Source organism: Salinivibrio sp. ML290 (genome assembly GCF_001995695.1).
Taxonomy (GTDB): domain Bacteria; phylum Pseudomonadota; class Gammaproteobacteria; order Enterobacterales; family Vibrionaceae; genus Salinivibrio; species Salinivibrio siamensis.
Genome location: NZ_MUEY01000010.1, coordinates 40,051 through 60,453, shown reverse-complemented (window position 1 = coordinate 60,453; position 20,403 = coordinate 40,051). Strand labels below are relative to the sequence as shown.

Annotated in this window: 14 protein-coding genes and 1 tRNA gene; 7 read left to right on the top strand and 8 right to left on the bottom strand. The window is 50.6% G+C overall.

Annotation, left to right across the window (positions count from 1 at the left end; translation table 11 throughout):
- Window positions 1–74: 74 nt before the first annotated feature.
- Window positions 75–623 carry an NAD(P)H nitroreductase gene (locus BZG23_RS10605; RefSeq protein WP_077606894.1) on the top strand — a complete coding sequence of 183 codons (549 nt, stop codon included), beginning with the start codon at window positions 75–77 and terminating at the stop codon, window positions 621–623.
- 114 nt (window positions 624–737) lie between these two features.
- On the top strand, window positions 738–2,741 hold the full coding sequence (locus tag BZG23_RS10600; protein WP_077606893.1) for a DNA topoisomerase III: 2,004 nt from the start codon (window positions 738–740) through the stop codon (window positions 2,739–2,741).
- Between the two features lie 80 nt (window positions 2,742–2,821).
- On the opposite strand, the gene BZG23_RS10595 is transcribed toward BZG23_RS10600, so the two are convergent.
- Window positions 2,822–3,580 carry a sulfite exporter TauE/SafE family protein gene (locus BZG23_RS10595; RefSeq protein ID WP_077578066.1) on the bottom strand — a complete coding sequence of 253 codons (759 nt, stop codon included), beginning with the start codon at window positions 3,578–3,580 and terminating at the stop codon, window positions 2,822–2,824.
- 221 nt (window positions 3,581–3,801) lie between these two features.
- Here BZG23_RS10595 and BZG23_RS10590 point away from each other — a divergent pair, with 221 nt between their 5' ends.
- Both BZG23_RS10590 and BZG23_RS10585 read left to right on the top strand, forming a co-directional pair.
- Window positions 3,802–6,747: a bifunctional diguanylate cyclase/phosphodiesterase gene (locus BZG23_RS10590; RefSeq protein ID WP_077606892.1), complete on the top strand. Its 2,946-nt coding sequence runs from the start codon at window positions 3,802–3,804 to the stop codon at window positions 6,745–6,747.
- A 157-nt stretch (window positions 6,748–6,904) separates the two neighbouring features.
- Window positions 6,905–8,974, top strand: coding sequence for an alpha-amylase (locus BZG23_RS10585; protein ID WP_077606891.1), 2,070 nt, complete (start codon window positions 6,905–6,907; stop codon window positions 8,972–8,974).
- Between the two features lie 79 nt (window positions 8,975–9,053).
- Here the strand turns inward: BZG23_RS10585 and BZG23_RS10580 are convergent.
- The 3 genes from BZG23_RS10580 to BZG23_RS10570 all read right to left on the bottom strand — a co-directional run bounded on the left by BZG23_RS10580 (window position 9,054) and on the right by BZG23_RS10570 (window position 11,404).
- Window positions 9,054–9,130 (bottom strand) — tRNA-Pro (locus BZG23_RS10580).
- Window positions 9,131–9,265: 135 nt separating this feature from the next.
- Window positions 9,266–11,143 (bottom strand): DUF3413 domain-containing protein, encoded by a 1,878-nt coding sequence (locus BZG23_RS10575; RefSeq protein ID WP_077578069.1) that lies wholly within the window; start codon window positions 11,141–11,143, stop codon window positions 9,266–9,268.
- 42 nt (window positions 11,144–11,185) lie between these two features.
- On the bottom strand, window positions 11,186–11,404 hold the full coding sequence (locus BZG23_RS10570) for a YejL family protein (RefSeq protein ID WP_046075299.1): 219 nt from the start codon (window positions 11,402–11,404) through the stop codon (window positions 11,186–11,188).
- 77 nt (window positions 11,405–11,481) lie between these two features.
- On the opposite strand from BZG23_RS10570, the gene yejK reads away from it, so the two are divergent.
- The gene (gene yejK, locus BZG23_RS10565) at window positions 11,482–12,501 is read left to right on the top strand and encodes a nucleoid-associated protein YejK (RefSeq protein ID WP_077606890.1); all 1,020 of its coding nucleotides are present in this window, start codon (window positions 11,482–11,484) and stop codon (window positions 12,499–12,501) included.
- Window positions 12,502–12,628: 127 nt separating this feature from the next.
- On the opposite strand, the gene nhaC is transcribed toward yejK, so the two are convergent.
- Complete coding sequence (gene nhaC, locus BZG23_RS10560) at window positions 12,629–14,068, bottom strand: Na+/H+ antiporter NhaC (RefSeq protein ID WP_077606889.1); 1,440 nt, start codon at window positions 14,066–14,068, stop codon at window positions 12,629–12,631.
- A gap of 535 nt (window positions 14,069–14,603) precedes the next feature.
- Here nhaC and asd point away from each other — a divergent pair.
- Complete coding sequence (asd, locus tag BZG23_RS10555; protein ID WP_108743728.1) at window positions 14,604–15,725, top strand: aspartate-semialdehyde dehydrogenase; 1,122 nt, start codon at window positions 14,604–14,606, stop codon at window positions 15,723–15,725.
- A gap of 150 nt (window positions 15,726–15,875) precedes the next feature.
- On the opposite strand, the gene sodB is transcribed toward asd, so the two are convergent.
- Window positions 15,876–16,460 carry a superoxide dismutase [Fe] gene (gene sodB, locus BZG23_RS10550; protein ID WP_046075303.1) on the bottom strand — a complete coding sequence of 195 codons (585 nt, stop codon included), beginning with the start codon at window positions 16,458–16,460 and terminating at the stop codon, window positions 15,876–15,878.
- Between the two features lie 283 nt (window positions 16,461–16,743).
- Here sodB and grxD point away from each other — a divergent pair, with 283 nt between their 5' ends.
- Window positions 16,744–17,082: a Grx4 family monothiol glutaredoxin gene (grxD, locus tag BZG23_RS10545; protein WP_046075304.1), complete on the top strand. Its 339-nt coding sequence runs from the start codon at window positions 16,744–16,746 to the stop codon at window positions 17,080–17,082.
- A 105-nt stretch (window positions 17,083–17,187) separates the two neighbouring features.
- Here the strand turns inward: grxD and BZG23_RS10540 are convergent, their stop codons facing one another.
- Window positions 17,188–18,510, bottom strand: coding sequence for a Na+/H+ antiporter family protein (locus tag BZG23_RS10540; protein ID WP_046075305.1), 1,323 nt, complete (start codon window positions 18,508–18,510; stop codon window positions 17,188–17,190).
- A gap of 360 nt (window positions 18,511–18,870) precedes the next feature.
- Entirely contained in the window at window positions 18,871–20,217 is a 1,347-nt protein-coding gene (locus BZG23_RS10535; RefSeq protein WP_077606887.1) for an outer membrane protein transport protein, read from the bottom strand.
- Window positions 20,218–20,403 lie beyond the last annotated feature (186 nt).

Sequence of the window (20,403 nt, the reverse complement as noted above, 5' to 3'; positions counted from 1 at the left end):
TTATCTGTTCACGGCTGTGTTAATCTATTGTAACCGAGTTATACATGGCCGTTTAACGGCAAAAAGGATGAATCATGGACGCACTTGAAATGCTCTTACAGCGTCGCTCGATACCGCGTCTTGCCGCGCCTGCACCGAGCGGTGACGTGCTTGAAAACATCATTCAAGCAGGACTGCGCGCCCCTGACCACGGCGCGTTGACGCCATGGCAATTTGTGATCTGTGAAGGTGAGGGGCTCACCCGGCTTTCCTCCATTCTTGCCGACGCCGCACAAACCAATGGCGCGGATGAGGCGGCGATTGAGAAAGCGCGTAACGCCCCGTTTCGAGCGCCTATGGTGGTCGCAGTGATTGCCCGTACGCGTCCGCACGATAAAGTTCCTACCATTGAGCAACATATCTCGGCGGGATGTGCCACGCAAGCGATGCAAATGGCCGCTGTCGCGCAGGGCTTTCAAGGGTTTTGGCGCACTGGCGCCTTTGCTTATCATCCTGCTGTGCGCGACGCGCTGTCGGTAGAAGGTGACGATCAGATTGTGGGCTTTTTATACTTAGGGACGCCTGATTGCGCCCCAGCCAATGCCCCAAAGCGCGATGCCAGCAAGTATGTCACTTATCTCTGAGTGAATACCCATCGCGCTCACCTCGAAAAACCTGTGCATATGTACAGGTTTTTTATTGCGCCCTGATCGGCCTTTGCATACCATGCGCTCAGCGACGGTTAAAAAGGCTTTGTCATGGCACGATTGTTTATAGCGGAAAAACCCAGTCTCGGACGCGCAATTGCGGCTGGATTACCCAAACCGCACAAAAATCACAAAGGTTACATCGAGACCGCTCAAGGCGACGTGGTGACCTGGTGTATCGGCCATTTACTGGAGCAGGTTGAGCCGGATGCGTATGACAGCCGCTATAAAAAGTGGGATCTGGCTGATCTGCCTATTGTGCCTGAAAAATGGCAGCTCCGTCCTCGTCAAGTCGCCGCGGCGCAACTGGCTATTGTTAAAAAGCTGATCAAGCAGTTTGACCAATTGGTGCACGCGGGCGATCCCGATCGAGAAGGGCAGCTGTTGGTTGATGAAGTGATTGATTACGCCAAGGTCAGTGCCAACAAAAAAGCTAACATTAAGCGCCTTCTAATCAGTGATTTAAACCTTTCTGCGGTGAAAAAGGCCCTCGCGCAACTGCAAGACAACAAAGCCTATATGCCTCTGTCCGTATCTGCCTTAGCGCGCTCACGCGCCGACTGGTTGTATGGGATGAATTTGTCTCGCGCGTATACCTTGTTAGGGAAACAGGCCGGCTACCAAGGCGTGTTATCAGTCGGACGTGTGCAAACGCCAGTGTTAGGGCTGGTGGTGCGCCGTGATCAGGCGATAGACAGCTTTGTGCCACACCCATTTTTTCAACTGGATGCGATCATTGCTCATCCAGAGGGAGAGATACGGGCACGTTGGCAGCCCAGTGAGGCATGTGCAAAGTGGCAAGATGAACAGGGACGCGTCCTGTCTCGTCCCTTGGCAGAAAATGTCGCACAACGCATCGCAGGACAAACCGCGACCGTCACTGAAGCGGAGCGTCAACAACGCAAACAGGCCGCGCCGCTGCCGTACAATTTGTCGGCATTACAAATTGACGCTTCAAAGCGGTTTGGTTTTAGTGCGCAAAAAGCACTGGATGTGTGCCAACAGCTTTACGAACGCCACAAACTGATCACTTATCCGCGCTCAGACTGTCGTTATTTGCCCAAAGGCCACTTCGCCGAGGCAAATAAGATACTCGGTGCCATTAAGCAAGGCTGTGAGGCGCTTAGCCAGGCATGTGATGAGGCTGATCCTCAGCGTAAAGGTAAGGCATGGAACGACAGTAAAGTAGGCGCTCATCATGCGATTATCCCCACGGCGAAAGTCGCGCCGACAAGCTTGTCAGCCGATGAAGCAAAGATTTATCAGCTCATCGCACGCCAATACGTGATGCAGTTTTACCCTGCTGCCGAATACGCGGAAGGCAAGCTCATATTTGATATCGCAGGCGGCTGTTTTATCGCCAAAGGGAAGGTGCTGACGTTAGCAGGCTGGCGTGCTTTGTTGCCGACTCGACAAACGGCTGACAGTGACGCCGCCCCCTTGCCGCTGATGAATAAAGGCGATCAAGAACGCTGTGAACGCGGTGAGATTAAAGATTGCATGACAGAGCCGCCTGCGGCGTTTACGGAATCGACCCTGCTGCAAGCGATGACAGGCATTGGTCGCTATGTACAAAACAAAGCCCTGAAAGAGATATTGCGTGAGACTGACGGCTTAGGCACCGAAGCAACCCGTGCGGGTATCATTGAGTTATTGGTGAAACGTGGGTTATTAACGCGGCAAGGAAAAACGTTACACGCCAGCGCCAGTGGTAAAGGGCTTATCGCCGCACTGCCAGACAGTGCCACATATCCGGATATGACGGCGGATTGGGAGCGGCAACTGCAAGATATGGCGGATCGTCAGTGTGGATATCATCCTTTTATGCAAGGATTAACGGCACAAGTGACAGGCTTAATTGAAACCGTGAAAACATCGCCACCGCCGGCCTCGTTAAGCGACTTGCCTGCCGCCCCCTCTAAATCTTTCACGCGTAAAGGGCGGCGTACGTCCGGCTACCGAAAGCGAACAACGAAAGCAAAGCCGGCTGCTAATCAAAAGTCAACGGCGACATCAACGCGTGCCACAAAACGCACACGCAAAGCCACGAGATAGCCTCATGCAGCGGTATATTGCGTAGCCGGTGAGCAAGTGTCGCGCCTGGTCATGCGGCCACCTGACACACAGGCCGGGCGTTAGAACGCATAGGCGGCGATGCAGCCGATCAAGGTCATCACAAATAAGAAGATTTTTAGCACCTTGGGGTTGGCGGAAATGGCAAAGCGTACCGCAACCCGTGCCCCTAGCATGGCGCCCAATGCCAATATTAATCCGGGAACCCAGCGTACCAGGTCATCGGCAATAAAAACCACTAAGGATAACGTCGTAAAAGCGAGCGTACAGGCCAGCTTGAGCGCATTGCCACGCACTAAGTCGTAGTGCAGTGTGCCGCACAGCGCTGCCAGTAGTACAAATCCTACCCCGGCTTGCACGAAGCCGCCATAGAAGCCAGCCAGTAAGAGACCCAACCAAGCCATGGGCGTATCTTTCACGCGTTTTGTCGGTGTTCCCTCTGGGGGGCCAAAGGTCGCAGGTTTAATCAGCATCACCAGCGTCATGGTCAGTAAGGTACCAAGCAACAAGGGTTTCACCCAGCTGGTCGGGAGCCAAGCGGCGGCTAATGCACCGCAAAGGCCACCGAGTAAATTGGGGATCAAAACGGGGATAATGTCTTGTGTCTCTAGCTTATTGTGTTGGCGAAAGCCTGACATGCCAGATACACACTGTAACCAAACCGCTACACGATTGGTGGCGTTAGCGACATCAGCCGGCATGCCCATCACCATCAACGCGGGTAAGGTTAAGTTCGAGCCGCCGCCCGCCAGCGTATTAATAATCCCTGCGATCAGTCCTAAGCTGACCAATAGTACGCCGTACTCGATGGTGATTGCCATGCACACTCCTTGTTTGCCATCGGCGTTGGTGTGGTTACGTTAAGTGAGAGGCGTAACCGCTTGATAGAAAAGCCCCATCAAGCATACTGTTTATGCGCAATGTTGTGAAACCTAATAGTAATACTGGCGAAACTATTCACGCCCTTTATAATCACGTGCTACATCTGAAATTTGGTTATTTTTCGCTCCGCTAGCCGCGCGAAATAAGGTTATATCACGTCATGCAGCAAGCTGTTCCCTCAGCGCTTGATAAAGTTGCACGCCGCTCCGCGCGAGTGGGGTTTGTTTATAATGTGCTTATTTCCATTTTGGTCTTTGCTTTCTCAGTGGCCTCAGTGGAGTTTTGGCTCTACCAACAAGCGCATGACCAAGAAGTGAAAGAGGTGCAACGGGCGCTGCTGGCTTATCGCTCGCGTATTGAGCTGAAAGTGACACAGAATTTGGATTTAAGTCACGGACTCGCTACTTACATCAGCCTTAACCCTGATTTGGACCAAAAGGATTTTTCCCGATTTGCGGGCCAGCTCAAAGACAAAACCCCCTATATTCTTAATTTTGGCGCGGCGCGAAACTGGGTGATCAGCCACGTCTACCCTAACACGTTAGAGTCCTCCTTATTGGGCACTCATTATCATGATATTCCCGAGCAATTAGAGAGTGTTCGTGCGGCTTATGGGTCGAGACAGCCTGTCATTTCGGGCCCTGTTGAGCTCATACAAGGTGGGACGGCGTTGATTGCCAGGCAGTCAATAGTCAACCAAAACTCCGGTCTGCCTTGGGGGGTGTTATCCACGGTATTAGATATCGATGGTTTGTTCTCCGCCAGTTTTAAGCAAGGAGAAAACTATCCTGTCCGCGCGGTATTACAGGAAAAACGCGAATCTGACCAGGTATTTACCACGGTTTATGGTGACACGTCGGTACTAAGCCAGTCGCCTGAGGCGGTCACGGTCAATTTGCCTTCGGGGGATTGGCGTTTACTGGGGGTACCGCAATCGGGATGGAAAGGGCTGCATCCTCACCCCACGGTATGGGTTGTCGGTACGATTATTTTGCTTTTTTGGCTGGGTGGCCTGTATGGCCGCTACAACGCGGGGCGTAGTTTTGCCCAATCAATAGGGCGTGTGGTGGATGATAGTTACCGCTTCAGAAGCATTTTTAAACGTCACGACGCGGTGATGATGCTCCTCGATGCGAAAACGGGCGACATTCTTGATGCCAATGACAGCGCGCAGCAGTTTTATGGCTATGACCATGCTGCTCTGACGTCGATGCGGATCAGTGATATCAATACTCAAACCGATAGTACCCTTAAAGAAAGCCTTTCTCAGGCGCAACAGCGTGCGAAAAATTGTTTTATCTTCTCGCATCGGCTTAAAAGTGGTGAGGTGCGGCAAGTGGAAGTCCATTCTTCACCGATCACCATTGGCCATGCCAAGCTGCTTTTTTCTGTCATTCATGATGTGTCAGAACGTCTTGAAGTAGAGAGAAAGCTCATGCTGAATGCAAAAATATTTGAGCAGTCCAGTGAAGGGGTGCTGATTACCGATGCGGCGGGAAGGATTGTCACGGTAAATGGCGGATTTAGCGCGATTACTGGGTATAAAGAGGAAGAAGTGCTGGGTGCCACGCCAGCCATTTTGAACTCAGGGCGTCATGATCACGCGTTTTTCAGTGAGATGTGGCAACAAATCGCCGACGAAGGGCGTTGGAAAGGCGAAATATGGAATCGACGTAAAGATGGCGTGGTATATCCCCAATTGCTTTCTATTAGCGTGGTGAAAGACGATAGCGGGGAGGTCGTTAACTATATTGGTGTCTTCTCTGACATCACTAAACTTAAGGACTCGGAGAAAAAGTTGATTGATTTGGCCCATTATGACGCGCTGACTGGGTTACCGAATCGTCTGTTGCTAACATCCCGTGTTCGTCAAGCGATGAACATGCAGTCCGTTCAGCGCAATCAGATAGCCTTGATGTTTCTGGATCTCGACCAGTTTAAATTCGTTAATGACAGCCATGGCCATGCGGTGGGCGACGCACTATTGAAGTTGGTCAGTGAGCGCCTGCATGGTTTGCTTGATGAAGGTGACACCTTGGCACGTTTGGGGGGCGATGAGTTTGTCATTCTTCGTTTGATTCACACTGATGACACCGCGTGTATTCGCTTGTCTGAAAACGTGATCCATGCCATGAACCGTTTGTTTGTCCTCGATGGCGGCATTGATGCGCAAATCGGGGTAAGCATTGGTATTGCGCGATACCCAGACGATACGTCGAGTACGGAAGAGCTCCTCACATTCGCCGATTCGGCCATGTATCACGCCAAAAAATCGGGCCGCAACACCTATGCGTTCTATGATGATGCGTTGACCATTGATGCCAACCACAAGCTACGTTTGGCGGTGGAGTTACGCCAATGTGTGCAAAATGAAGAACTGGAGCTCTTTTACCAGCCGCAAGTGGATCTGGTGACGGGGCAGATTGTGGGTGTCGAGGCATTATTGCGCTGGCATCATCCTGAGCGCGGCTTGCTGTCTCCCATTCATTTTATCGAGGTCGCCGAAGAGCGTTCAATCATTCATGATATCACGCGATGGGTAGTGGAAACCGGCTGTCGCCAACTAAAGGCTTGGCATGATGCGGGGGCGCCGATCTCCATGGCCGTGAATATTTCACCGCGTAACCTCGCGGATGTCACTTTCACCCAAGTGGTAGCCGAAGCCATCGCACGCACCGGCGCCGATCCACGCTTTTTAGAGCTGGAAATCACGGAAAACACCTTGATCGAAAACCAAGCCAATGCGCTGCGTGTTCTCGAACAATTGCGTGAGAAAGGTGTCGGGATAGCGATCGATGATTTTGGGACGGGCTACTCGTCCATGGCGTACCTAAAACGTTATCCGATCTCGAAACTAAAAATTGACCGTCACTTTATCAAAGATATTCAAAGCCAGTCTCCCGACGAAGAAGAAGTCGCGATTGTGTCAGCGATGATAGCGATGGCGGATAGTCTCGGGATCGGCGTGGTGGCAGAAGGAATAGAAACGCTACATCAACAAGACATACTGCAAGAGCTAGGCTGCACCTTTGGGCAAGGTTATTTATATCGTCGTCCAGCCCCTGCTGCCGATATTGGCGAGCTGTTGGGGGTGGATAATGATTAATGTCTCACTATGCTATTGCCGATCACGCGCGCAAGGGATAACTGGCTTGGCTCATCCTTTGATTGTCATGGCTCACAGTTTTAGGGCGCAGAAGCAGGAATGATGTCAATCGCTTGCGTTTTTTTTACCCTAAAAGAAAATCGCAAGGAGCACGATCATGACCCCTGTTTTTACTTGGCAGCGGCTCGCTATCGCGATAGCCGCTTCGCTGTCAATGACAGCCGCAGCCTCTCCCCATATCACGGTGACGACCTCAACCACACAAGCCGATAAGCCACTCAACGCAGACGCACCGGCGGTCTTTGCATTGGGAAAAAACACTTACCAAATCACGGTGGACGGTGTGGATGGCGAGTGCCAAGCGAATACACCCTCGAGCGCCAAGTTTAATACGCCGATACCGCTGGGGTGCGGCACGGCCAGCACTTTTGACCTCACTATTCGTTTTGCCGGTGACTATGGCTTTTATTATCAAGCGGATACGCGCACATTAAGCGTAAAACGTGAGCCGAAAAAGACGGCCTCCACCTTTAAACGGCCTTTGCCGGATGTGCAATGCCAGCAGTATCAAGGCGGACCTGTCACTTTGCAGCTTGGCGATAGCTTTGCTGAAGGCACTCAGCTAAAAGAAACACTCAGTGGCCAAGTGGTGCGTGTAAAGGATCACAGTGTCACGCTGACACCGGCAGCGAACAGCGGTGGCTTGGTGCTGCTGGCCCCCGTTGACGTGCCTTCTTCTGCGTTTAGTTATCGGAATGCCAATATCTATTTTGTGATGGTAGACAGGTTTAACAATGGCGATCCGAGCAACGATCACAGTTATGGGCGTCATCAAGATGATGCACAGAACATCGGCACTTTTCATGGTGGGGATTTGCAAGGCGTGATTGATAAACTGGATTATATCCAGTCGCTCGGCACAGATGTGATCTGGCTATCCCCGATTGTCGAGCAAGTGCATGGCTTTGTCGGCGGTGGTAGCCAAGGCAGTTTTCCTTTTTATGCTTACCACGGTTATTGGTCACGTGATTTTACTCAAGTGGACAACAACTTTGGTGATGATGCCGTGCTCAAAACCCTCGTGGATGAAGCGCATCAGCGCGGCCTAAAAGTGTTCCTAGACGCTGTGGTCAACCATCCAGGTTATGCCACGCTCGCGGACTTACAGCAAGATGGGATTAACGTCGTCAATGGCGCTGAGTTGCCAGAGAAATGGCAAGATTGGCAGCCCGATAAGGGGCAAAGTTGGCATGACTTTCATGAGGCCATTGACTACAAGAGCACCCACTGGCACCAATGGTGGGGCAAAGACTGGGTGCGTGCGGGGTTACCGGGTTATGATCAGCCCGGGAGCAGTGATAAAACCCTGACATTGGCCGGGCTACCGGATTTTAAAACGGAATCCGATCAGCCAGTGACGCCACCGCAATGGTTGCTAAACAACCCAGGTACCCGCGTTGAAGCGCGCGATAACTATACCGTGAGTGATTACTTACTTGAATGGCAAACCCAATGGGTAGAGCGTTTCGGTATTGATGGTTTTCGGGTGGATACGGTCAAGCATGTCGATGGCGAGGTTTGGCGAGCATTGAAATCGCAAGCTTCGGCGGCGCTAGAGACTTGGCGGCGTCAGCATGACAAAACGGGAGAGCCGTTCTGGATGATGGGAGAAGTATGGGGCCACCGTGCTTATCGCAGCCCTTACTTTGACCAAGGCTTTGATGCGTTGATTAATTTTGATTTGCAAAAGCAAATGGATAAGGGAGCGTACTGTTTGAGTGAAATGCAAGACACTTATCAAGCGTATGCAGACACCATGGCAAAAGAGGCGGATTTCATTCCGGTAAGCTATATGTCTTCCCATGATACTGAGCTCTTTTTCAGTCGCTTTAAAGACGCCAGCATGCAGCGTGGTGCCGCCAACGCACTGTTGCTAGCGCCCGGTGCGGTACAAGTGTTCTATGGTGATGAAGTCGGGCGTGACTTGGGCCCTTACGGGGACGATTTCCATCAAGGCACTCGTTCAGACATGATATGGCAGCGCAACGCTATGCAAGCTGACTTGCTGAACCATTGGCGTAAAGTGGGCCAGTTTAGGCAAGATCATCCGGCTATTGGTGCAGGCAAGCATCAAGCCATCCCCCAAGCGGGTGCCTATGTGTTCTCTCGTCAACTAGGCGAAGATACCGTGGTTGCGGCATTTATCGGGCGACAGGCCGATAAATAGCCTGCACAGTATACATACGTGTACAGAAAAAGCCGTGTACGAAAAAGCCCACCGTTCGATGAACGGTGGGCTTAAATATTGGTCGGTCTGACTGGATTTGAACCAGCGACCCCTGACACCCCATGACAGTGCGCTACCAGGCTGCGCTACAGACCGACTAAGCGCTATATTACGAATCGGCCTAGTGGGTGTCAATTGCCAAGGGGGATTGTTTTTCGGTTTTTCAACCGTTTGGCTATTAAAGCGTCAACATAGCATGGCGAAGTGACGTTTTCCTCTGCGCCTTGCTAATCACGACGACGGCTCTTCGGGATAATAAAAGCGTTTCAGTTCATGCATCACTTGCATCAGCAGTGACAACTGCGGTTTCCCCTCTGGCAGCGGGGTGTAGTGCTTATCAAACACCTTATAATTGCCAAACTTATCCACCACAGTGGTTTTTTGCGGTTGTACCACCACGATATCTCGGCTATCGCCGGCAAGCACCCACTTGCGTGGACGGTTTTTAAGCTCGAACAGGTTGGTTCCACTGCTATACGTCTCCGCCGGAGAGCTGACCGATAGCATTGACTCCATCAATGTAGGGGCCACGTCTAGGTGGCTGCTGTAATGCGCAATTTGCTCCGCATCTTGGTTGGGCCAATGCATAATCATAGGGACTTGTAACTGATATCGGCTGTAGTTTGAGTTTGAGCCCCAGCTGTTGAGTCCGGTTTCGTTAAACTCCATTCCGTGATTGGCGGTGATCATCACCACGGTGTTGTCTAGCTGCCCTGACTGGTCTAGGTGCTCAAGCAAGCGGCCAAGCTGCTCGTCAACGTAATGTGCGGCGTTATTATAACTGTTTTTTAGCACCAAGCTTGTCTGGGTATCGACGCCTGCCATGGCACTGTCAAGCGCCGGCTGAAAAGGCTGTGGGTAGTCCCCACCTTGCTCGTATTCATTCACCGTTGCCAGTTCTAGGTAACCAAACCATGGCTTGTCGGTTTCGCGGTGCACCAGCCAGTTGCGCATCGAGGCAACCGCGTTGGCGTCCGCCTGCCAAGCGGGTTGATCCGATTGGCTGTCGCGTTCAAGCGCTTGGCTGAAAATGCTTTGATAATAAATGGGGTTGGCAAAATGATCGCCACTAAACAATCCCCATTGATAGTCTCGCTGTTTGAGTGTTTCTATCAGTACGGGGCGCAGTCCCTCGGTACGGGCACTTTGCGCATAACTGCCAGGCAAGCCGTAGAAAAAGCCAAACAACCCCGCCATGTCATCATTACTGCTGCTAAAGTGATTTTTAAACCACAGGTTTTGATTGGCAAACTGGTGGAGGTGAGGCATGGTCACCGGGTTTACCATGTCCGCACGCAGCCCCTCTACCATCACCATCAGTAAGTTTTTCTGATACTTATTGGCATCCGGGGCGAACGCAAGTGGTTTGAGAGGGTAGCGGATCACTTCGCTGGTTTCCTGCCCACGTTGTTCGCGCAAACGTTGATACTCTTGCCTGTCGAGTAAGCCGTACTTTTCCATAAAGGTTTTCGCGGTCATCGGATAGGAGACGGGGAAGGTAGAGCGCTGTGCGGTGACCGGGCTGTATATGAAGGCATCCGCCCAAATATGGATAAGGTGGCTAGAGATAAAGCAAAGCGCAAAGACGGCAGCCACGGGGATACCGATACGTTTACGCGTCAGTTTACGCAGTTTGCGCCACACCCATTCAGCAATAATCAGCTCTAAGATAAAAATAGCAGGCACGGCAATAAACAAGTACTGCCAATGCGCATTCATATCGGTTTTTTCGCCACTTAACAGCAGCTCCCACACCAATGGGTTAAGGTGAAGGTGCAGGGTTTGGTAAGCGTAAATATCAAGCAGCAGCACCATCATCCCAATGGTGGCAACCAGTACGGCAAACAGCCGCATTAACCGCTGGGAGGGGATAAGAAAACTGGCCGGGAAAATAATCAGAATATAAAGCGCAAACACCAGAAAGCCAAAGTGCCCAACCCAGTTGAACACCAAGTAGCTTTGCCCTAATAGCGTTTCAGGCCATCCTGATTGGCTGATGTAGCGCGTGCCCAGCAACATAGCGGCAATGATGTTAAAAAAGCTAAACCAATGCCCCCAACTGATTAGCTGGGATACTTTGTCACGATACGATGTTCCGCTATCAACCATACAAATTTATTCTTCTCTTATTAGCGACTGCTGCTTTTTGCATTATTGCTTATCGATGGATGCCATTAATGCCTGGGCAAACTTGTCGGCAAATGCCTGGCGTTGGGCGGCAGGAATATTGTGATTAAGGATGTTAGTGGCGACATTCCCGATCACCATCAGCGATAAATCCGTAGAGGCATCGTGTTGTTCTAACACGTTGACAACATCGCTGATAATACGTTCCACTTGCTCGTCGTCATATTTTGAAGTTACAGGCATAAATTCGTCTTTTCTTCTTAAAACCAAAGCAGCGTATAATAACTCACACTTTAGTCTTACTGAAAATCTTTTCAATCATGACCCTCACGCTTTCTAACGTAATATTGCATCAAATCGTTAAGCAAGATGATGATTCGCTTAACGTTCACCTTCGAGACGGCCCGTTGCCGCTCACCGAGCAGACGGAAAACCTGATGGGAGACATTCATCGGGTTTATCATGCAAAAGCRGGCAAAGGGTTTGCTTTGTTTGACACCGAGAGTGACTTCCAGCAGTGGTTAAAGGCCTATCGCGCCGACACGCTCGACTTTCAAACGTTGTCAGAAAAAGCGGTGGAGCGCTTGCGCGCTGAATTAGCAAAATACCCTTTTGCCGACAACGGTACCCTAGTGATGGCGCACTACCGAGCGCTCGCGACGGACTATCTGTTTATCGGCGTGCTCGAGTCGAAGCACAGTTTACGTGTCACTGATGAACTGGAGGTGAATGCCACCGAGTATCTCGATGTGAGCAAGATGGATATCGCTGCGCGCATTGACTTATCGACGTGGGAGACAGATGCCGAATCAAATCGCTATCTTTCCTTTATCAAAGGCCGCGTGGGGCGCAAAGTCGCTGATTTCTTCCTCGACTTTCTGCAAGCGGAAGTGGGAATGGATAGTAAGCAGCAAAATCAGGTGCTGATGCAAGCGGTAGAAGACTACTGCGACGATGCCCGCCTCGACAAGGAAGAAAAGCATAATACCCGTAAGCAAGTGTTTGACTATTGCAATGATCAGCTTAAAGCGGGCGATGAGGTGGTGGTGAAAGAGCTGGCCGGTGAACTGCCAGCGACGCCTGACGGCACTGACTTTTATCAGTACGCTAACCAGCAAGGATATGAACTTGAAGCGCAGTTCCCGGCTGATAGAACCACGATGCGAAAGCTCACTAAGTTTGTCGGAGCCGGTGGCGGTTTGTCGGTCAACTTTGACGCCATGCTGTTAGGAGAGCGTGTGTTTTATGATCCAGAGACAGATACGCTGACCATTAAAGGCACGCCGCCGAACTTGCGCGACCAGCTTCAGCGTCGTTTATCGAACCGAGATGATGACTAGCGTCCAGACCATTGACCATGGCTGGGTCAGTGTGATCTATATGATAAAAAGCGGAACACCTGATGGTGTCCCGCTTTTTCTTTACTTCGCTTAGCGACACATTGACCACAATATGTGATCTGCGTTTTTATGCGCGCTCGGGCGCGGCGTCTAGGGTCGCTGCGTCGTCAGTGTGCGCGTTCTGTGCTGGCTCGACTTTGTCGACAAACCAACCCATGTAGCTAGTCACGATAGTTACAGCGATACAAACAAAGCTTAGCCACATAAACGGCGCATACGACAAGGTCGCGACACCCAAGATGCTTGCCATGTAGATACCATTGTCACTCCAAGGCACCATCCCAGATGTCAGTGTGCCACCGAACTCGGCGTTACGGGATAAGTTCTTGCGCTGATAACCCAAGCGGTCGTAGTTTTTCGCACAGATTTTGGGGGTTAAGATCAGTGATACATACATCGCTGAGCCAAAAATGTTCCCCATAAAGGCTGTACCAATGGTTGAGGTGGCCAAGCTACCCGCGCTTTTAACGCGACGCTCAAAGAGATTAGCGATGGTATGGAGTACGCCCACTTTTTCCAACAAGCCACCGAAACCGAGACCAAACACAATCACGGCCACAGAACCAAGCATGGATGACATACCGCCGCGATTGAGAATGGCATCAATGAAATCCACCCCTGACGCGACAGAGAAGGGGGCCCAGGCGGTATTAATCGCCGCAACAGGAGCCATGTCTTGCAGCATGACTGCCCACACCACGCCCAGTAACGAGCCAAAGCTGATCACCGGGAAGGATGGAAGGCGCATGGCGAGCAGGGCAAGGACAATGAGGACAGGAATAAATGACATCGGGGTGATGACAAACTGATCTTGCATCGCTTGTTTCACCATTTCTACCTGGCTCATATCCACATTGCCGGCATAGTGCCAGCCAACAAGGGTAAACAGAATGCCGGTAATGATGTAGCTGATAAGCGCAATCGGAAGCATGCCTTTAATATGCTCGACAATTTCCACCCCTGACATCGATGATGCCAGGATCACCGAATCAGACAACGGAGACATTTTGTCGCCGAAATAACACCCTGACAGCACCGCACCCGCAGTCATTGGCGCTGGAATGCCTAGGCCTTGACCAATGCCCATCATTGCAATCCCCGCGGTACCGGCTGCGCCCCAAGAGGTTCCTGTCGCCAAAGCGGTTAATGAACAAATCAACATGGTCGCTAAAAGGAAGATAGAAGGGTGTATAGCTTTCAGACCATAATAAATGATGGTGGGGACAATGCCGCCTGCAATCCAGGTACCAACGAGAGCGCCCACGGACAGGAGGATTAACACCGCCCCAAGACCGTTGGAAATACCTTTGGTTGCTGCCGATTCAAGGTCTTTGTATTGGTGGCCTAATTTGAGCCCCAAGCCCATGATCACAAACCAGCCAATAAATAATGCCAGTTGGATAGGTAAATCGAGTTTTGCGGTAAACGAAAACGCGAGCGCCAAAAATGCACCAAGCGCCAGAATGACCWGAACGATGGATGGTAATCGAATTTGATGTGTTGTCATAACTGAACCTTCTTCACGTCGCACTCGGTGACAACCGATAGGGCGAACGTATCAATATCATTATCGGAAGGTGGATCGTCTGTGATTGCGCGACTACTCCCTGCGCGATTTAGCGATGCAACTAGCAACAACCAAACTCACATCACTGTCCGTGTGTCAGTATCCTTTGTTCCATTTGTGAGGCGTCATACTCTAGCTAACAGAACAATGAGATGGGAAACATTTTTGTCGCTTATGTGAGTCGAACGCGAGCGAGGTTAATTGCCATTGTTAGATGTTTTTTTCTTGTGGCTTTAAGGTTAATTGTCTGTTTTATGTTGATGATTTTTATGTGTCTGGAGGCGGTGTTTGTCGGCGTATGTACGTTAAATCAAGGTGGGTACCAGTGATGGAACGGTTAAAAAATGGTGGATAATTGAGCAGAAAAAGGGGCTAACCTGACGACTGTGAAAAGACGTGTTAGTATCAAAAACGTTTTTTCACTGACTGTCGAACTTTAAACGACGGTCACACAACATGGAGTGTGAAAATTATGATGCGAGTAGGTTTAGTTGGCTGGCGTGGCATGGTGGGATCTGTGCTGATGCAGCGTATGGTGGAAGAAAAAGATTTCGACCATATCGAACCTGTGTTTTTTAGTACGTCTCAGGTTGGGATTGACGCTCCGAACTACGGTAAGGATGCGGGCACTCTAAAAGACGCTTACGACATTGAGATGCTAAAAACCCTCGATGCTATTATCACCTGCCAAGGCGGAGATTATACCAACGATGTTTACGGAAAGCTGCGTGAATCAGGTTGGAAAGGCTATTGGATTGATGCGGCGTCATCATTACGAATGGCAGATGATAGTATCATCACCTTGGATCCGATTAACTTCAAACAAATCCAAGCGGGAATTCATAAAGGTACGCGCACCTTTGTTGGTGGTAACTGCACCGTGAGTTTGATGCTGATGGGCTTGGGTGGCCTATACCAAAATGGCCTAGTCGAGTGGATGACCGCCCAGACTTATCAAGCTGCGTCAGGCTCAGGCGCCAAGCACATGCGCGAGCTGATCAGCCAAATGGGCGTGATCAATGATGCTGTCAACACTGATTTGGCGAGCCCTGCCACTTCTATCTTGGACATTGACCGCAAAGTTGCGCAAACCATGCGCTCGAGTGACTTCCCAAGTGACAACTTTGGCGTGCCGCTTGCCGGTTCACTGATCCCTTGGATTGACGTGAAGCGTGAAAATGGTCAGAGCAAGGAAGAGTGGAAAGCCTCGGTTGAAACCAATAAAATATTGGGGTTAGACAATAACCCAATCCCTATCGACGGTACGTGCGTTCGCGTGGGAGCGATGCGCTGTCATAGCCAGGCATTGACCATTAAGCTGAAAAAAGCAGTGCCAATGGATGAAATTGAAGACATGATTGCATCTCATAACGACTGGGTCAGTGTTGTCCCTAATGAACGCGATGTGACCATGACGGATCTGAGCCCGGCGAAGGTGACAGGCACCATGTCTGTGCCTGTGGGTCGTTTGCGTAAACTGGCCATGGGGGACGATTTCCTTAATGCCTTTACCGTGGGTGACCAGCTGCTGTGGGGCGCGGCAGAGCCTCTACGTCGTACGTTGCGTATTATCTTGTCGGAAAAAGAGCAAGGCTAATGGCCGTGTAATAGCCATATTAAGCCGTCAACGGAGTTGGCGGCTTTTTTGTGTCCGATGTTCTGTATCGCTTAGTCCTAGCGTATCAAGCGTGCATAAAAAAGGAGGCGATAGACGCCCCCTTAACTTCATACTTTTTCGTAAGCTGACTTAGCCTGCGAAATTTTTCGCCACAAAGTCCCAGTTGACCAACTTCCAGAAAGCAGCCAGATAGTCTGGACGCACGTTGCGATAGTCGATGTAGTAAGCGTGCTCCCACACGTCCACGGTCAGTAGTGGCGTTTCACCGTCGTGAGTCAGTGGGGTTTCAGCGTTTGATGTGTTGACGATCGCCACTGAACCATCTGCTTTTTTCACCAGCCATGTCCAGCCTGAGCCGAAGTTAGTGACCGCGGCGTTGGTGAACTGAGTTTTAAACTCGTCAAAAGAGCCAAAGGCTTTAGTGATTGCCTCTGCAACGTCACCAGTAGGCTCGCCGCCACCGTTAGGGCTTAGGCAGTGCCAGTAGAAGGTGTGGTTCCACACTTGCGCAGCATTGTTAAATACACCGCCTGAAGAGGTTTTGATGATCTCTTCCAGTGATTTACCTTCAAAGTCAGTGCCTTCAATCAGACCGTTGAGCTTCACTACATAGGTGTTGTGGTGCTTGTCATAGTGATAGTCCAGCGTCTCTTTTGAGATATGTGGCTCTAGCGCATCTTTTGCGAAAGGGAGTTCAGGTAGTTGGAATGACATTGCTTATATCTCCGTTTTTATCGTGAGAGTGCTTCCTGTAGTCCATCACCGGCCGCTCAAGCGTGTCGTTTGTCATCAATGGTCACATCAACAACTCACCATCTAAGCATCGGGTGTGGCTACTATTTTCGTTTTGCTGAGTGTAGTTTAGCAAGTTTTTACTTTATTAAAAGGATCGCAGTAAAATTTTTATGCCTAATCCCACAAAAGATTTAGGCATTTTTTTCCGGCTTGTTAACCAGTAGAATCAAGGCAAGATTCACAGACAGTGTTCGAGGAAGCAATGGAAACAACGGACAAAATCAAGCAGCAAATCGAAGAAAATGCGATTCTGCTTTACATGAAAGGGTCGCCAAAACTGCCAAGCTGTGGTTTTTCTTCACAAGCCTCTCAAGCGCTTATGTCGTGTGGCGAGAAGTTTGCTTATGTGGATGTCTTACAAAACCCAGATATCCGCGCAGAGCTGCCTGTATACGCGCAGTGGCCGACCTTCCCACAACTTTGGATTGAAGGTGAATTGGTCGGCGGTTGTGACATCATTCTGGAAATGTTCCAAAAAGGTGAGCTACAGCCATTGGTCAAAGAAGCGGCTGAGCGCCGTGATGCGAGTGACAACGAATAACGCGGTTATTGATGTGACAAACATTGAAAAGCCACGTCCAAGACGTGGCTTTTTTGTATTCATCTATGTCTGACATTGTGCGTGACGTTTGTTTAGCGTATCCGCTTAGAGCACCATGGCCGCGAGCCAGCCAAACGCAATTAATGGCAAGTTGTAGTGAATAAAGGTGGGCACCACAGTATCCCAAATATGCTCGTGCTGACCGTCGGCATTCAGCCCCGATGTGGGACCCAAGGTGGAGTCAGATGCCGGTGAGCCCGCGTCGCCCAATGCGGCTGCCGTGCCTACCAGGGCAATTGTCGCCATCGGTGAAAAACCAAATGCCAGTGAGAGGGGGACATAAATAGTGGCAATAATGGGAATGGTTGAGAATGACGAGCCGATCCCCATGGTGACCAAAAGCCCCACCACTAACATCAAAAAGGCTGCAAGCGGCTTGTTCTCACCAATTGACCCCGATAGGGACGCGACCAAGGATTCGACGCCCCCCGTGGCTTTCATGACGGCAGCAAAGCCCGCGGCGGTGATCATAATAAAGCCAATCATCGCCATCATGTGCACCCCTTTGGTAAACACATCCTGGGTGTCTTTCCAGCGGATCACGCCACCAAAGGTAAACACCATAAAACCAGCCAACGAGCCCACAATCATTGAGCCTGCCATTAGTTGCACGCTTAATGCGGCGACAATGGCAATCGCGGCGACCCACAAGTTGCGCGATTGAATGCCTTGGTTTTCCGGCTCAGCGCTCAAGACGTCTTTTTCACTGTATTGGCGCGGCTGACGGTAGCTAATAAAGGTGGCGATCAACAGGCCAACCACCATACCCGCTGCAGGCAATAACATGGCTGTAGGAACCTGGCTCGCGACCACATCTAAGCCATTGTCATTGAGGTTTTTGAGCAAAATGTTGTTCAAAAAGATGCCGCCAAAGCCGACCGGTAACACCATATACGGCATGATTAAGCCAAAGGTGAGTACACAGGCGACCAGACGACGGTCGAGCTTTAAGCGTTGGAACACATGCAATAGTGGGGGGATCACAATAGGGATAAAGGCAATGTGGACCGGAATCGCATTTTGCGACGAAATTGCTAACAGGCCTAAAAGGACTAAAACAACATATTTAAAGGTGGCGGTGTTGGCATCGGTTGGACGCGCGTTTAACTTGCGGATCACCGAGTGCGCAAGCACATCCGTGATCCCAGAACGGCTGATAGCGACGGCAAAGGTGCCGAGCATCGCATAGCTCAGGGCAATGGTGGCACCGCCACCCAGTCCGCCCTCAAAGGCACTAATGGTGTCGGAAATACTAAGGCCACCGACCAAGCCGCCAAGGACGGCGCTGAACGTGAGCGCGACAACGACATTTACACGCATAAGCGCCAATGCCAGCATGACGCAGACTGAAATGACTACCGGGTTCATTAAACATTCCTGTTATGGGTGTGGTGACTGCAGCTTCACTGCAGTAATTATCTATGGCTTTGTAATTAAGCTACCCAGTTTGCGCAAAATTTTGTCCGTGTCGAGGGGTAATCGGTTTTTTTTGGTTACTTTCTTTCATGCTTGTCAGTGTTGCTGAAAGTCGCGACCAGTAAAGTAGGCAAAAAGGGCGCGGCGGCGCCCCCAGGGATGGGTTCACGGCATGTCTGTGTGCGGGGCTTGGTCGCGTTATTCCATCATAGCGGCCAGCCATCGCTTCTAATGTCATTCAGGTCGGAACATAGATCGAAAAAAGCCGGCCTTAATAGGCCGGCTCTTTGGGTTTAGGTTAAGCAGTCGGGATTAGAACAAGTAGTTCAGCTGCAAACCATAGATGTACGCATCGCCACCGGCTGAGAACGCAAACCCGTCTTCAGTGCCGTCAACTTGGTCGCCATCTAGGTAAGCGAAACCCGCGTCAACAGAGAGGTTCTCATTCGCAGTGTAGGTCGTACCCAGGCTCCACCAGTGACGGTCAGAGTCAGGGATGCTGAGTGTGCGATCTTCGGCATCCACTGGACTTTCATCGTATGCATAACCGGCACGGAATGCCCAGTGATCGTCCATGGTATAGGTGGCACCCAGTGCATAACGCCAGCTGTTATCCCAGTTTTCGTCTTTTTGTAGACACTGATTGTCAACGTTGTTTACTAAATCATTACATTGTTCCCCAGTAGCTTTGAGCTCTTGGAAGCTATCCCAGCCGACATACATGGCACTATAGTGCACTGCGATTTGTTGGTTAAGCTGGTGGAAGCCAGAAAACTCGATAACCTCTGGTAAATTAAGCTCTAGTTCACCACTAACCTTATCGAATTGTCCAGGGGTCCCGGTGCCATAAGTTGACAAACCCTCGTAATCTCCTTCAAGTGTTATATCTGTTTGCGAGCGATAGGAAAGACCAAAACGGTTATCCTCATCTAGCTCCCAAAGAACTCCTAAGTTCCAGCCAAAGCCCCAGCCGTCCCCTTTGAGGTGAGCTATTCTCGCTGTGGGCTCGGTTATGTTAAATGATGATAGAGTTGCAGAACCTGGACCGGGTCCGTCAAAATCAATTGCGCCTGCCCCTGCAAACCGATTCAACTCCGCGTCTGCATAAATGGCGCTAATCCCTGCGCCGATACTCCATTGTTCATTGAGTTTGTAGGCTATGTTGGGGTTAAAGTTCATCGTTACTAGAGCGGTATCTCCCGCCCCCGGGCCCGCGGCAAAATCTTTTGAATATTCAGTTGATAGGCCAAAATTAGAGAAGGCAGAGAAACCAACGGCGAGCCGTTCGTCAATTGGCTGAATTAAGTGGAAGTTGGGCACATACTCGGTCGGAGCAAGATCTTTTTCTTCGGTTGAAAGATTTGCAGCCTGTAGTGCTTGTTTATTAAGAAGACCATCCCCGCCACTTCCAACACTCGCGTGGACATCAGGATCAATAATGGTTAAGCCGCCCGAGAAAGCGGTGGTGTTAAAGCGGGTTAGGGCAGCGGCGTTACGTGCGCCCACTGCGGCATTATCTGCGATAGCGGCTTCACCGGCAAAAGCACGCCCCAAACCGGATACCGAGGTTTCTGATACTTGGAAGCCGGCACTGTGTGCTTGCACGGCTAACAAAGATAAACTGGTTGCCACGAGCGATTTCTTAAATAGTGATGACATAACGCGCCTCACTCCTTTGTTAATTAGCTTCTTGTTCTTTGGGGCCGCCGCTTCAGTGCCCATCTTACGTGGGCATGAGAAGTGGTCGGATGTTCTACAGGTTAAATAGTGGCACCAATTTCACGTTTGTTAAAGGTTGGTTTCAAAACGGGTAACACAATATTTCACCTGGTTGGGCTGACAATG